Source organism: Streptomyces anthophorae (genome assembly GCF_049310305.1).
Lineage (GTDB): Bacteria > Actinomycetota > Actinomycetes > Streptomycetales > Streptomycetaceae > Streptomyces.
The window spans coordinates 5,191,886-5,204,655 of sequence record NZ_JBLWQQ010000001.1 but is presented as its reverse complement, the minus strand read 5'-3'; the positions used below and the strand labels follow the sequence as shown (position 1 = coordinate 5,204,655).

Here is a 12,770-nt window from a genome sequence, read left to right as displayed (position 1 = left end):
AGTACGGGGCAGGGGGATGGTGCGCGGGCACAACGGGCGGACTTCAGGGCGGAACGTGTTGTGCCTGCGTACGACGGCGGGTGGGCGGGCATGGTGGCGGCGCACTACGCCCCGGGTTCTCATGCCGCGCTCACGGCAGCGGGATGAGCCCGGCCCGCCGCAGCCCGAGCTCGACGACGAGCCGTACGTCGGGGTCCGCCAGGTCGAAGCCGCCCAGCTCGCGGGCCCTGCGCAGCCGGTACCGCAACGTATTCGCGTGGATCCCCAGGTACCGGGCGGTGGCCCCGGCGTCCCCGAAGAACGCCAGATGCGCGGCCACGGTGCGCGGCAGGTCCGTCCCGTGCCGCTCGTCGTGCGCCAGGAGCGCCGCCACGGCGTCCCCGACGGACGGCACCTGCGCGGCGACGGCGTCCGACACCCGCAGCGCGTCCAGGGCGAACCGCACGTCGTCGGCGCCCGCCACCTCGGGCTCCCCGCGCTCGCGCAGCACCCGGAGCACCTCACCGGCCCCGGCGCGGGAGTCCACCGCGTCCTTCAGCGCGCCGACGACCGGCCCGACCGCGACGAGGGGCCGGGCCCCGGCGCCGCGCAGGACGGCGGCGAGGTCCCGGGCGAGACGCTCGGCGGCGTCGGCCCGGGGATCGATGAGCAACACGTCGAACCGGTCGCCGATATTTCCGGCTCCACCGGCATCTCCGGCTCCACCGGCATCTCCGGCTCCGCCTGCATCTCCAGCCCCTCCGGCGTTCGAATTTCCAGCCCCTCCGGGGTTCGAATTCCCAGCCCCTCCGGCGTTTGAGGAGCGGGGTCCGGGGCGGAGCCCCGAGTCCTGCGGACGGGGTGCCGCCCCGTGCGCCGGGGGCAGGCCACCTTCCACCCGATACGCGAACGCCGGCGAGCCATGCGCAGCAACCCGCAACGCCGCCGCCCGCAACGCCCGCTCCCGCACCTCCGGTGCCACGCCCCCCGACACCACACCGGAAAGCACCACACACGGCTGCCCGGGATCGACGCCGAGCGCGGCCCCCGCGGCGACCGCATCCGGCGACCGCTCCTCGAACAGCGCGCGCACCGCGTGCCGCCTGCGCCCCTCGGCGGACCGGGACCGCAACCGGTGGTGCAGCAGATGCGGGACCGCGATCGCGGCGGCCTGCCGCAGCGCGTCGCGGGCCCCGTCCGGCAGCGGCTCCCCGTCGGCGGCGGCCCACAGCGACCCGAGGACCTCATCGCCCGCGCGTACGGCGACGGCGAGCCGCTCGGGAAACCGCCCGTCAGCAGGTCGATGCACGACGTCCCCCGCCCACAGCGCGGCCAGGAACCCGCTCTCCGCGAGCTCGGCGACCCGCCACCGCGGCACCCGCCGCCCGAGGATGGTCAGCCGCCGCAGCGGATCGGCGGTGTCGGCGGTCGGCGAGTACGCCAGCACGTTGGACTCGGGGTCCTCGATGGTGATCGCGCCCCCGACGAGCGCGGCGAGCGCCGACGCGAGGGCCGGAAGATCCCCGAGCCCCACGTCGACGCCGGGCTCCGGCACCCGCGCCCCACCGGCCGCGAGCGCGGCCCGCAGCAGCCCGATCAGCTCGCCCCAGTCCACCCACGGGGCGCGGGCGAGCAGCGCGGTGGACACACCGTCTGCGACTTCGCCGAGCAGCGGCGAGACCCCTTCGGCACCCCGCCGCACGACCAGCGCCGCGGCCCCCGCGCGGTCGGCGGCCCGCAACACTTCAGCGGCAGCGGGATCCGACGTATCGACCCCCACGGCGATGAGCACCCGCCCCCGCTCCTGAAGGCTCTCCCCGGCGTCGAAGACCCCGACCCCGCCCACGGCGACGTCCGTCCCGCACGGGGCCCGTACGACCTCCACGACGTCCCGTCCCACGACCTCGACGACCCGCGCCAGCGTGGGGCCGCCGCCCGGAGCGGGATTCTCGGGCTGCGGCCTGTTGGACGCGGTTCCGGGCGCTGCGCCGGACGCGGAAAACTCCATGCCCCCAGTCTCACCGATCACGTGACCCCGCCCGATGTGACGCACAAGTCACCGCAAACACCCCACTTGTGAGCAACAGCACCCGCCACGCACCGCCAATCGGCCGCCCTCGCGCCTACGTTGGACGGATGTCCCCTCTTGCCCGGGTGAGCGAGGCGTACGGTCCGCGCTTCGCCGAATTCGCCTTCGAGCCCGCCTTCCTGGCCGCGGTGGACCAGCACGTGGCGGAGGTCCGCGACCGCCTGGAAGCCGGTTCGGCCGCACTGCACCCGCCGGCCCCCGACGCCGAGGCCCTCGGCGACTACGCGCTCGGCTTCCTCGACGCGCTCAGTGAGAACGGCTGGCTCGAACCCGTGGGACACGACTACGCGGTGTGCCGCCTCACCGCCATCAGCTGGCTGGTGAGACGGCACGACCTGCTCGACCTGGTGTAGCTCACACCGGTCGCCGGCCCCTACTGGTTGTCGAACCGCTCCCGCTCCTGAACGGGCTGGTTGGTGAGCGCGTCCTCGCGCCCCGCCTGATAGGCCCCGGCACCGCCGCTCCGGGCGCTCCCCTTCGCCTTGGCGGTCTCCTCCTCGGCCATGTTCAGCCACCGTTCCCAGCGCTGCTTCATCGGGCCGATGAGCCCGCCGCCGACGCCGACGATCAGGATTCCGGCGGCCGCCGCGAGCGCGGCGATCAGCACCGGCTGCGTGACGGTCGTGGCGATCCCCGCCTGCCCGAGCGCGGCAATCGCACCGAGCACGACGATGCAGGCCCAGACGATGGTGCCGATGGTCTTCCCGTACGAGACGGAGGACAGCGTGTTGGTGACGATGTCCCGCACCAGGTTGGCGACGGCCATGGCCACGACGATCAGGACGACCGCGACGATGCCGCGCGGCAGCCAGGCGACGATGCCGTTGATCATGTCGGACACCGGGTTGGGGCCGAAGACCCCGAACCCGAGCTGGAGCACGATCAGCATCAGGGCGACGTAGACGACCTTGCAGAGGATCGCGGTCGTGTCGTACTTCGACCCCTCGAGCATCTTCGCCGAGCCGGCCCGCTCGGCGAGCTTCTCCGACCCGATCTTGCGGAGGCCCCGGTCGAGCAGCTTGGTGATCATCTTGGCGATGAACCAGCCGATGACCATGACGACGATGAAGCCCAGCAGCTTCGGCACGAACTGGGCGACCTTCGACCACGCGTCGTTGAGCCCTTGAGTGAAGTTGACGGCGAGCGTGCTGGCGCCGTCCGGCGTACTGAGATTCTGGATCATGAGTGGTACCTCCACCCAGTGGGGCCGGGCGCCGCGAAGCCGCACCCGACGAGACGTGTCCCCCCTCGTTTTCCTGTGTCCCTCCGGCTTAACAGCCCCAGCCGCCCCCGGCCGCCCCACGTCCCCCATTGGCGTGACCCACCCCGCGCACCGGCCCACCCCACGCCCCGAACCCGATCCGCTACGCTGTTCACGCGCCTTCGTAGCTCAGGGGATAGAGCACCGCTCTCCTAAAGCGGGTGTCGCAGGTTCGAATCCTGCCGGGGGCACGTTTGTGATCAGGGGAAAGACCCCGGAAACCGCAGGTCAAGCGGGGTCCGGGGTCTTTCTGTCTCGACGTTGGGTACAGTCTCGGCACGCTGTCGCACAGTCCCGATACACCCTCAGTACGAGGGGCGGACTCCTAAATGACTCCTAAACGATCAAGTCGTTGACGCAGGTCGCGGCAGACACAAAGCGTCCGGCCCCCCTCGCGCGTTGAGGGGGGCCGGACTTGTGCGCCGCCCGCTGCCGGGGGCCACCACGGAGCGACGGCGCACGATCATGGATTGTTTCGCGCTGTACGACTTCCCACCCTGCTTAACGGATGCGCAGCCCCTGAGTCATTCACCCTTTCGAGCGAACGTGTGTTCTATTCCTTCAGACTACATCGAGCCCTGCGGCGTGACGCATATGCCGCAGAGCTATGTGCGCAGGTCTTCACGTTTCACGTCGCGACCGGTCACGATCAGCCAAAAGATCAAGAGGCGACCATTTGGGTACTGACACCCTCGCACAACGATCATTGTGTGGGTGGGTGGCAGCCCGACGAACCCCTCGACCCGACTGGGTAACCGCCCGTCGCGTCGCGCTCGGGCACCGCATCGCCGACCTACGCCGCCACGCTGACCTCTCGCAAGAGCAGCTCGGGAACCTCGCCGGCATGGACCGCCGATCGATCCAGCGGTACGAGAACGCACGCCGCGACCCCGCGTATTCGGACCTACTGCTCATCGCCGCGGCGCTGCGCGTCCACGTGACCGACCTCCTCGGATAGGTAGACCTGGCTCAGCGATGCGGTACTTACCCTTGCGTTAAATGTCATATACAGGAAGTGCGCGATCACCTCGCATCCCGGTGTTCCGTTCACGCCCCGTGTGAATCGGGCGGCGGCACGTCCGCCGTCGTGCCGCCGCCGCCCGCGCTCGGGGTCTGGGAACGCGGGAGCTTGAAGCGGCCGCCCCAAGCACGGGCTCGAGGCGGCCGCACTTCCCGGCGCCGGGGATCCGTGGAGGTGCCGGCGTCGGGGGTCGATGGTCAGCTGCGCGTGCTCCAGCCGACGGGTGACGCCTGTCTAGGACGCGGGGGCACAGGGCACTTACGGTGAATCTCGATGACCGCGCCCGCGCCCGAGTTGCTGAACACGTCGACCGTCTCGATCTCCTCGCCGGGGAGGAGCGGCTCGTCGCATCGCCAGCACAGCCGGCCCCGATCGGTGGTCATCGCGCTCGCCCTTCCCTCAGCGCCCGCCGCAACTCGACCGAGTCCGGGCACAAGCCGCCGTTGTCGGCGCACTGCTCGCAGGACGAGGCGTGCTCTATGAGCTGCACATACACCTGCTCTGCCGTGCAGAGAGGGCAGCCGCGCGGGAACCAACGCCGTCCACTCTCGTCATCGCGTTCGCCGAGGTCCACAACGAGAGCAGCACCGAGCGCGGCGCCACACCACACGCAGCACCGGCCGCAGAGCTGCACCTCGGAGAGTTCCCCAACAGCCGGTACTCGGACTGCTTCCACTCCTGCTACGCCGTTCACAACGCCGCTCCCTCCCAGCTGCCGAGCCCTCATCGTTCGCGCATGAAGGGGGCGTTCGGGAGTGAGTGCAGAGTGTGTGTCGCATGGACCGCTTCACACAGTGTGTGAACCAGACCTCACTACCCTTGTCGCACTGAGTAATTCGGGGGTCACGACATGGAACCCAATACCCTGCTCGACGCGCTCATCGACGAGGCGGGCATGTCCCGCAAAGGTCTAGCCGCGCGCGTCAACCAGGCCGGGTCGGCACAGGGGAAGCAGATGCGCTACGACCACAGCTCGGTGATCCGCTGGTTGAAAGGCCAACGCCCACGCGGCCCGGTCGCCGACCTGATCGCCGACGTGCTAGGCGACAAGCTCGGCCGACGGCTCACCCTCGACGACATCGGCATGGGCACCGCGGCCGCACAGCCCGCCGGCACCCCGCTCGACGGGTTCATCGGCAAGGCGACCGCGTTGTGGCGCGGCGACCACCAGCAACGCGAGGATCTCCAACAGGCCCCCATCATCACCGGGTTGCCCGCGGTCGGCCCGGTGTGGGAGTGGGAGAACCCGCCGGACGACACCGACGTCTCCAGCCGCGGCACTGTCCGCGTCGGCCTGCCCGACGTCGAGCAGCTGCGCACCGCCCGCGGCCACTACGAGCAGATGTACCGCAAGGCCGGCGGCGTCGCCACGAGGGGCCGCGTGCTGCGCTTTCTGGTCAAGGACACGGCGCCGCTGATGCGCGGCACGTACTCCGATCGCACAGGGCGTGAACTGCATCGCGCGGTCGGCGGGTTGGTGGCGGTCGCCGGGATCTGTGCGTACGACTCGAACGCGCAGGGCCTCGCGCAGCGCTACTACCACCAGGCGCTCCGCCTCGCGAAAGCCTCTGGCGACCGGGCGTTCGGCGGGTACGTGATAGCGCTCCTCGTCAATCACGCCATCTACCTCGGGGAGTTGAGGAGCGCGGTGGCGTTCGCCGAGGCTGGGCTCCGTACGGCCGGGAACGCGATCTCGCCCGCGCTCGCCTGCGACCTCCACGCGATGCAGGCGAAGGCGTACGCCCGGCTCGGCGACCAGGGTGGTGCGCACAGGGCGATGAAGCAGGCCGAGACCGCCGCCGGGCTGATCCGGCCCGACGAGGAGCCCGCCGAGACCGGTTACGTGCAGCCCGGTCTCCTGGAGACATCGCTCGCCGACACCCTCATGCGGCTCGGCGACACCGGACCCGCGCAGGCGTACGCGAAGTCGGCCGTCGACATTCAGACGCACGAGCGCGGCCGGGTTCACCGGCTTGCGACCCTCGCCGACTGCGAGCTGCGGGCGGGCCACGTCGACCAGGCCGCCGGCACTGCGACGCGGATGCTCGACACGATGCAGGGCATGGAGTCGCACCGGCTGTACGACCGGCTCGTCGGCGTGCGTCGCAACCTTGCAGCGACGAGGAGCCGCTCGGTGGGCGAGGTCGTCGGCAGGATCGACGACACCCTTCGCATCCCGCTGTAGCGGGTGTGGTCGGATGGAGCGCGTACCCGACGAGAGGCAGCAGCGTGTCAGTGTGGCGGAACCTCGGCGAGCGCACCGTGTACGAGAACCGGTGGGTGCAGGTGAACATGGCCGACGTCGAGCTCCCGGACGGACGGCACCTCGACCACACCGTGATCCGGCTGCGCCCGGTCGCGGTCGCCACGGTCGTCAACGAGGCGAACGAGGTGCTGCTCCTGTGGCGGCACCGGTTCATCACCGACGCGTGGGGCTATGAACTGCCATCGGGCGGCACCGGCGCTGGCGAGGACCCGGCCGAAGCCGCGGCGCGGGAGTTTGAGGAGGAGACGGGGTGGCGGCCGGGCCCGATGCAGCTGCTCCTCGCGGTCGACCCCATGCCTGGGATTTCGACGTCGCACCATCGCGTGTACGTGGCCGATTTGGCTGAGCAGGTACGGGAGATCCCCGTCGACGACTTCGAGTCGTCACGCCGTGAGTGGGTGCCGCTCGACAAGGTGCCCGAGCTGGTCGCGCGCGGCGAGGTCCGATCGGCGAACGCCGTGGCCGCGCTGCTCATGCTGCACGCGCAGCGGCTCGGCGGCGTCGAGGCATGACGAAAGGGCCCCGCCCTCCCGGAGGAGAGCGGGGCCTGGGTTCACGGGTACTGGCGGCGCTGCGGGTCGAGAGCGCCGAGGGACTGTGAATCGTTGCCCTGGTTCTGCTCGGGCTGTGGTGCCCCGTCGCGACGACACACGAGCGCGTCGGGATCATCGGGCGGGGGCTGCAGGGAATAGCCGCTGGGGCAGGTCTGCCCGTCGCTGCCGTCCTTGCCGTCGGCGCCGTCCGTTCCTGGTTCACCCTGTGGGCCCGCGGGCCCGGGTTCGCCTTGGGGGCCGGGTTGCCCTGCCGCGCCCTCCTGTCCCGCCGCGCCGTCCTGTCCGGCTTCGCCGCTGGCACCGGTCTGGCCGACTCCGTTACTGCCGTCGTCGCCGTTCTTCCCGCTCTTTCCTGACGGCCCGGTTGGCCCGGGGTTGCCCTGCTCGCCCTCGTCTCCCTTCGGTCCCTTCGGGCCTGTGACGGAGCGCCCGGGTTCGCCGCGGCTACCGGGCGGGCCGGACACCGGGTCGCCGCCGAGGTGTTCGACTTGGCGGGCGAGGGCGTCGCGGGCGGTGTACTGCGTCTGCAGGTCGGCGCGCAGTCCCTGCAGAGTGAGGACGACCCACAGGGCCCCGGCCAAGAACGCCAACGCGCCGAGGGCGTACAGGAGATCGCTGAGGCGGCGCTCCTTGTGCGTCACGTCTTCACCCCCTGCGAAGCCAGGTAGACGGTGAGCAGCAGCATGAGGACGGGGGCGATCAGGGCGGTGAAGATGAGACGCCGGTCGGCCGCGCGCCGGTCCTCGGTCTTCTCCTGGTCGTCCTTGATCTCTTGAATGTCACGCTGCAGGGAATCCATCGCGCGGTCGCGGGCGGTCTCTCGTGCGTCGTACACGTCCCTGCGCACCAGCTGGTCGAGCCGCAGCGACAGGTCGGCGCGTACCTCCGTGATGAGCCGCCACAGCTCGCTGTTCGACGGCTCATCAGCCACCGGGGCCCCCTCGTTCTAGTGCGGGATCAGGCGTCCGAGCGCGGTGTGTGCGGGGCCGCCCACCCGGCGACCCACGACGCGGCGGCCGGGACCAGGGCGAGGACGAACGGCTCCAACGCGTCCGGCATGCCGGAGATAAGCGACGGGTCGTCGGTGACGGCGCCGAGGACCGCGAGCCCGGCGAGACTCGCCAGGTAGGCGAGCACGCTGGACGCCTTGACCTTCTTCTCGATCGGAGCAGAGGACGAAGCCATGGTCAGGCCCCCTTCTGGGCGTTTCGGATCTCGCGGGTCAGGTCGCGGATCTCGTGCACGAGGTCGTAGATCTCGCGCAGGAAGCTGATCGGCTTCCACTTGGGGTTGGTCTTCACGGTCGGCGAGGTGGACGGGGCGTCGGCCTCGTCGACCTCCCACACGTCGTGGAACGTGTCGGGCACGGTGGACTCCTTCGGCGGGGTGGTGGACGTGCTGGCCGGTGACCAGCTGGGGGCGTGCGTGAGACGCTCGGCGACGTCTCGGCGGAACTGGTCCATGGAGAAGGTGAAGCGGCCGCGGCTGCCGTAGCCCTCGACCGGGCCGCGCGGGTCGACTTTGCCCTCGACCGAGGTCTCCAGGTGCCCGCCGCACGACTGCGCCGACCAGCCGTAGTGGCGGCAGATCGCGGCGTTGATGCGGACCCACGCTTCGTACTGCGCGCGCGGGTAGGCGTCGGTGTTGTTGCCGAGGTTCTCGGTTTCGATGCCGTAGGAGACGTCGTTGCCGTCGACGGTGCCCGACGCGCTGGACGGCTTGGGATGCGTGGTCTTCTCGTTGAGGAACGAGGTATACGCGTTCTGCGCCATGGTCCCTGCGTGGTTGGCGCGGCCCGCGCTGCACATCGTCGCGACGCCGGACTTGGCGAGGTGGATGTGCGCGAGCGGTCCGGGCAGTCCGGGCACGCCGTTCTTAGCCACGACGTCGCGGGAGTTGGAGCCTGCGGTGTGGTGGTTGAGGACCATGTGGACCGGGCCGAACGCTTTGCCGGTCGCGGCGTCCCGGCCGCGGGTGCGCCAGCCCGCGTACTCGGACGTCTTCACGCCCTCGGCGCGCAGGGCCGCGATGAATGCCGACGGGGACATGGGTGTCGCCATGAACTCTCCAGGAATGACGAAAGCCCCGGCCATGTGGCGCGGGGCGGCCGGGCGTTGGGCTGGTCAGGCGGCGGCTTCGTAGCGGCCGGAGGCGTAGAGGATGTCGCCGGCCGCGTACACGAACGGCAACGTCGAGTCCCAGATCCCCGAGGTATCTGCACGGTTGGACACCATCGTGCGGAAGACGCCGCCATTCGTCGTCGCGTAGATAGCGGTGGCGCTGTAGTGCAGCGAGGTCGACGCGTCGAATGCGTCAACGAGGATGATGCGCTGCGAGAACCCGGAGGCCGGCGCAGCGGGCAGGCCGATCATCCAGTTCTCGGATCCGCCGCCCGAGCCTGCTGCGGTCGTCGATCCCCATGTCAGCTGGACAACCCAGTCGACGGTGCGGCCGACCTTGAGGTAGCGGCCGGTCAACGTGCCGTTTCCGAGTGTCGGGTTGGTGCCGGTGTCGGCGAACCAGCCCGGCGTGTACGTCTGCCAGGCGCCGAAGAAGCTGTTGAACTGGTCGCGGATCTCCTGGTTGAGGAGGGCGGCCGTCACGGTCTCGCCGACGATCCAGGTCTTGGGGGCGAACGTCACTGCGGCTCCTCGGGTGCGGGCTCGGCCGGTGCCTCCGGGTCCTCGGGCGCGGGCTCGGGGTCCTCGGGCGCGGGCGCGGCGGGGTTGCGCGGGTCGTCGGTGTGGAACCAGAACCGGCGGTCCAGGGCGAGCGCTTCGGCTTCGGCGGCGGGGATGTCGTCGGGCACGATGAGCGGCACCCAGTCGCGGCGGCACTGCGGGTGCGCGCACCCGAACCGTGGGTCGAGGACGGACACGATCCACGCGTTTCCGCAGGTGCATTCGGCGACCCATCGGCCGTCGTCGATGCGCGCGTACAGGCCCGGGTCGTCCGGCACTGACTGCGTGGGGACGGGCATCCGCCAGCCGAACTTGTACTCCACCCACTTGTAGACGAGTTCGGCGCCCGGCACCTGCGACCAGTCCTGTGCGATCTGGCCGCGCCGCGGAGTGGGTGGCAGGTAGTACGTCTCGGCCTGCACGATCGCGTCGGCGGGCGGGGAAGGGACGGGGATGGTCATGGGCCCTCCGGTCAGTAGGCCAGCCTGGTCGTCTGGTCGAGCTGCGAGTAGTCCGGGTCGTCGAGGATCCACACGGAGTCGGTCGCCGAGGCGCTCGTGTGGAACGTGATGACGTGGCTGTTGTGCTTGATGACCTCGCTGTATCCCTCGACGGTGACCCGCATGGAGAGGGCGGGCGCCTGCGCGGGCAGGTTGTAGACGCTGAAGTACGAGCCGATCTCGGCGTCCAGGACGTCGAGGTAGTACGGCAGCGTGAACGCCTCGATGGGTACCTCGCGCAGCTCCGGCGTGGGGTTGGCGTAGCGGGACACCAGCCAGTACGCCGCGTCGAGCACGGAGTTGTCCGAGGTCTTCAGGATGTTCATGTCCTGCGAGTACTCGCCGAACGCCGCCACCGACTGCGACGCGGTGACGCGCTGCGTCGCCCCGCCCGGCCGGGTGGCGTCGACGATGTTGACCATCTTCTGGTCGTCGTCCGCGAGCGAGATGCCGGGCTCGAGGTCGGCGTAGTCGATGGTGAACGTCTCCGCGCCAGGGCTCGGGTTGTAGCGGATGTCGCGGGACTGGTAGGCGAGCCCGTACCAGTCGCGTTCGGCGAACAGGCGGCCGGACTCGGTGGCCTCGACCTCGCGCATGCGGGCCATGGCCGTGCTCCCGGCGGGGCCTTGGCTGGCCATCGGGTCGTGCGTGCTGCCCCACACCGTGATGTCGAGCAGGCCCACGTAGTACGCCAGGCGCAGCATCCGGGTGTCGGCGCTCTCGCCCGCATGCCCGTTCATGCCGGCGTCGTAGCGGCTGGCCTGGCTCGGCCCGAAGCCGATGCTGTCGCTGGTGAACATGGCGACGTGCCCGATGTTGCCATTGAACAGGCGGGCGCCTCGGTAGCCGCCGATGTGCAGCACGCGCATGTCGTGGACCGACACCACGAACGACGAGGTGTCGGTGACCGTGCCGTCGATGCGCAGGGTGTGGGACCGCTCGTCGTAGGCGACGTGGTGCCACTTGCCATCGGCGAGGTTGGCCGGCCCGGCGGGAGTGACCGTCGTGGTGAAGCCGTCCGAGATCATCTCGAACTGCAGGCCGCCGGTCGCGTTGAGCGACATCACCAGCTGGTAGCTCAGGTCCGTGCGGTGCATACCGAGGATGACGCGGTTCGCCGTGGTGGTCTGGATCCACGCCTCGAAGGCCAGGTAGTTGCCCATGCGGTCTTGGAACTGCGGGCCGAGGTCGGCGGTCAGGTACTTGCCCGCGGTGGCCGAGACGGGCGTGAACACGGCCAGCTGCTCGCCGGTCTCGGCGGGCCCCTCGGTGCTGCCGAGGGCGAGGGTGCCGCTGCCCGCGGCCCCGGCCTGCGTGACGGGAAGGGCCGGCGCCGCGGTGCCGGACAGGTCGCCCGCGCTCGTCGCGGCGCTGTCCTCGGTGAGCGGGTAGTACAGCAGGGGTTGGCCGACGATGATTTCCTCGCCGACCATGCTCCTCAACGACGGCAGTTTGTTGAACCGCTTGAACATGTCCGTCGCGGTGATCGTGACCTTGGAGTACAGGCCCTCCCACTCGATCGGCCATTCGTTGACGGTGCCGTAGAAGCGGGGCCGGATGGTGGCGCCGACCAGGTCGAACTCGACGTAGTCGCCGGTGCCGCCGGTCCGGTTACCGATCATCTCGACGACGAGCTGCTGCGCGCTCACCCATGCCGGGGTGGCCAGGGTGCGGCGCGTCGTCCAGTTGAAGCCGTCGCCCGAGGTTTCCCAGTAGAGAGTGCCCGCGGCCTCGCGCAGTCGCAGCCACATGTGGTTGATGGCGGAGAACGTGAGCTGGGTCGCGGCCCCGTCGAAGTAGCCGGTCTCGGAGACCAGGCGCAGCGTTCCGGCGACCGGGTTGTACGTGAACCCGGCGCGGGTTCCGTCGGTCGTGGAGTTCGCCATGATGCTCACCGCTGCGCTCGAACTCCCGCCAGCGGCCGGAAGCGTGGCGAGCTTTACCGTGAACTTGCTGCCCGCCAAGGTCCATTGGCGGGCGGTCTGGTAGGCGGAGAACCCGCCGGGGGTGACGGGGACGCGGGCGCGGCCGCCGACCTCGAGGGCGCCGCCGTAGCTGTTGGGCCACAGCGTGCTGCTGATCCGGTTGTCGTCGAAGTCGTCGCCCAGCTGCGCGAGCGGGTAGGGCGCCGACCCGGTGCGCTGCGGGATGACCGCCACGGACACGCGGATCGGCGCGTTGCGCCGCACGAACGGGTAGTACGGCGAGCCGCTGTTGCCGGGCGTGAACCTTCCGTCCTCGTTGTTGAGGGTGAGGGTGGCCGTTCCCGGCTGCGTCTCCGACAGCTCGTCGGACGCGCCCCGGGTGATGGCCACCCCCTGGTTCTTCACGTCCACGCACTGCGTGATGTCCGTCCACGTGATCGTGGACGGATCCAGCACCAGACCGCCCCACCCCATCTCAACGAGCAGCCCCACGC

13 protein-coding genes and 1 tRNA gene are annotated in these 12,770 nt (G+C 70.4%); 5 read left to right on the top strand and 9 right to left on the bottom strand.

Annotated elements, in window-relative coordinates; genetic code table 11:
• Positions 1–130 precede the first annotated feature (130 nt).
• Entirely contained in the window at positions 131–1,987 is a 1,857-nt protein-coding gene (locus ACNYS0_RS23795) for a PucR family transcriptional regulator (RefSeq protein WP_422476511.1), read from the bottom strand.
• A gap of 128 nt (positions 1,988–2,115) precedes the next feature.
• Between ACNYS0_RS23795 and ACNYS0_RS23790 the strand changes: the two genes are divergently transcribed.
• Complete coding sequence (locus ACNYS0_RS23790; RefSeq protein ID WP_422476510.1) at positions 2,116–2,421, top strand: DUF6401 family natural product biosynthesis protein; 306 nt, start codon at positions 2,116–2,118, stop codon at positions 2,419–2,421.
• Positions 2,422–2,441: 20 nt separating this feature from the next.
• Here the strand turns inward: ACNYS0_RS23790 and ACNYS0_RS23785 are convergent, their stop codons facing one another.
• Positions 2,442–3,251 (bottom strand): mechanosensitive ion channel family protein, encoded by an 810-nt coding sequence (locus ACNYS0_RS23785; RefSeq protein WP_422476509.1) that lies wholly within the window; start codon positions 3,249–3,251, stop codon positions 2,442–2,444.
• A 196-nt stretch (positions 3,252–3,447) separates the two neighbouring features.
• Between ACNYS0_RS23785 and ACNYS0_RS23780 the strand changes: the two genes are divergently transcribed.
• From ACNYS0_RS23780 to ACNYS0_RS23765, 4 genes are all read left to right on the top strand, one after another.
• Positions 3,448–3,520, top strand: a tRNA-Arg gene (locus ACNYS0_RS23780).
• A 416-nt stretch (positions 3,521–3,936) separates the two neighbouring features.
• Positions 3,937–4,287, top strand: a complete 351-nt coding sequence (locus ACNYS0_RS23775; RefSeq protein WP_422476508.1) for a helix-turn-helix domain-containing protein — start codon at positions 3,937–3,939, stop codon at positions 4,285–4,287.
• 913 nt (positions 4,288–5,200) lie between these two features.
• On the top strand, positions 5,201–6,535 hold the full coding sequence (locus tag ACNYS0_RS23770; RefSeq protein ID WP_422476507.1) for an NsdA family TPR-like regulatory protein: 1,335 nt from the start codon (positions 5,201–5,203) through the stop codon (positions 6,533–6,535).
• Between the two features lie 44 nt (positions 6,536–6,579).
• Entirely contained in the window at positions 6,580–7,128 is a 549-nt protein-coding gene (locus ACNYS0_RS23765; protein ID WP_422476506.1) for an NUDIX hydrolase, read from the top strand.
• A 41-nt stretch (positions 7,129–7,169) separates the two neighbouring features.
• Here ACNYS0_RS23765 and ACNYS0_RS23760 read toward each other — a convergent pair whose 3' ends face one another.
• The 7 genes from ACNYS0_RS23760 to ACNYS0_RS23730 form a co-directional block, all read right to left on the bottom strand.
• Complete coding sequence (locus tag ACNYS0_RS23760; RefSeq protein WP_422476505.1) at positions 7,170–7,811, bottom strand: collagen-like domain-containing protein; 642 nt, start codon at positions 7,809–7,811, stop codon at positions 7,170–7,172.
• Entirely contained in the window at positions 7,808–8,101 is a 294-nt protein-coding gene (locus ACNYS0_RS23755) for a hypothetical protein (RefSeq protein WP_422476504.1), read from the bottom strand. The genes ACNYS0_RS23760 and ACNYS0_RS23755 overlap by 4 nt, the downstream gene beginning before the upstream one ends.
• Positions 8,102–8,127: 26 nt before the next feature.
• On the bottom strand, positions 8,128–8,355 hold the full coding sequence (locus tag ACNYS0_RS23750; RefSeq protein WP_422476503.1) for a holin: 228 nt from the start codon (positions 8,353–8,355) through the stop codon (positions 8,128–8,130).
• A gap of 2 nt (positions 8,356–8,357) precedes the next feature.
• The gene (locus ACNYS0_RS23745; RefSeq protein ID WP_422476502.1) at positions 8,358–9,230 is read right to left on the bottom strand and encodes a peptidoglycan recognition protein family protein; all 873 of its coding nucleotides are present in this window, start codon (positions 9,228–9,230) and stop codon (positions 8,358–8,360) included.
• A 63-nt stretch (positions 9,231–9,293) separates the two neighbouring features.
• The gene (locus ACNYS0_RS23740) at positions 9,294–9,812 is read right to left on the bottom strand and encodes a hypothetical protein (RefSeq protein ID WP_422476501.1); all 519 of its coding nucleotides are present in this window, start codon (positions 9,810–9,812) and stop codon (positions 9,294–9,296) included.
• Positions 9,809–10,312, bottom strand: coding sequence for a hypothetical protein (locus tag ACNYS0_RS23735; protein ID WP_422476500.1), 504 nt, complete (start codon positions 10,310–10,312; stop codon positions 9,809–9,811). The genes ACNYS0_RS23740 and ACNYS0_RS23735 overlap by 4 nt, the downstream gene beginning before the upstream one ends.
• Positions 10,313–10,323: 11 nt before the next feature.
• Entirely contained in the window at positions 10,324–12,768 is a 2,445-nt protein-coding gene (locus ACNYS0_RS23730) for a LamG-like jellyroll fold domain-containing protein (protein WP_422476499.1), read from the bottom strand.
• Positions 12,769–12,770: the final 2 nt, after the last annotated feature.

What these genes read in the sequence shown, in the direction of transcription:
- ACNYS0_RS23795 (WP_422476511.1), bottom strand. Translation starts at nt 1,987, where the DNA reads ATGGAGTTTTCCGCGTCCGGCGCAGCGCCCGGAACCGCGTCCAACAGG.
- ACNYS0_RS23790 (WP_422476510.1), top strand. Translation starts at nt 2,116, where the DNA reads ATGTCCCCTCTTGCCCGGGTGAGCGAGGCGTACGGTCCGCGCTTCGCC.
- ACNYS0_RS23785 (WP_422476509.1), bottom strand. Translation starts at nt 3,251, where the DNA reads ATGATCCAGAATCTCAGTACGCCGGACGGCGCCAGCACGCTCGCCGTC.
- ACNYS0_RS23775 (WP_422476508.1), top strand. Translation starts at nt 3,937, where the DNA reads ATGTGCGCAGGTCTTCACGTTTCACGTCGCGACCGGTCACGATCAGCC.
- ACNYS0_RS23770 (WP_422476507.1), top strand. Translation starts at nt 5,201, where the DNA reads ATGGAACCCAATACCCTGCTCGACGCGCTCATCGACGAGGCGGGCATG.
- ACNYS0_RS23750 (WP_422476503.1), bottom strand. Translation starts at nt 8,355, where the DNA reads ATGGCTTCGTCCTCTGCTCCGATCGAGAAGAAGGTCAAGGCGTCCAGC.
- ACNYS0_RS23745 (WP_422476502.1), bottom strand. Translation starts at nt 9,230, where the DNA reads ATGGCGACACCCATGTCCCCGTCGGCATTCATCGCGGCCCTGCGCGCC.
- ACNYS0_RS23735 (WP_422476500.1), bottom strand. Translation starts at nt 10,312, where the DNA reads ATGACCATCCCCGTCCCTTCCCCGCCCGCCGACGCGATCGTGCAGGCC.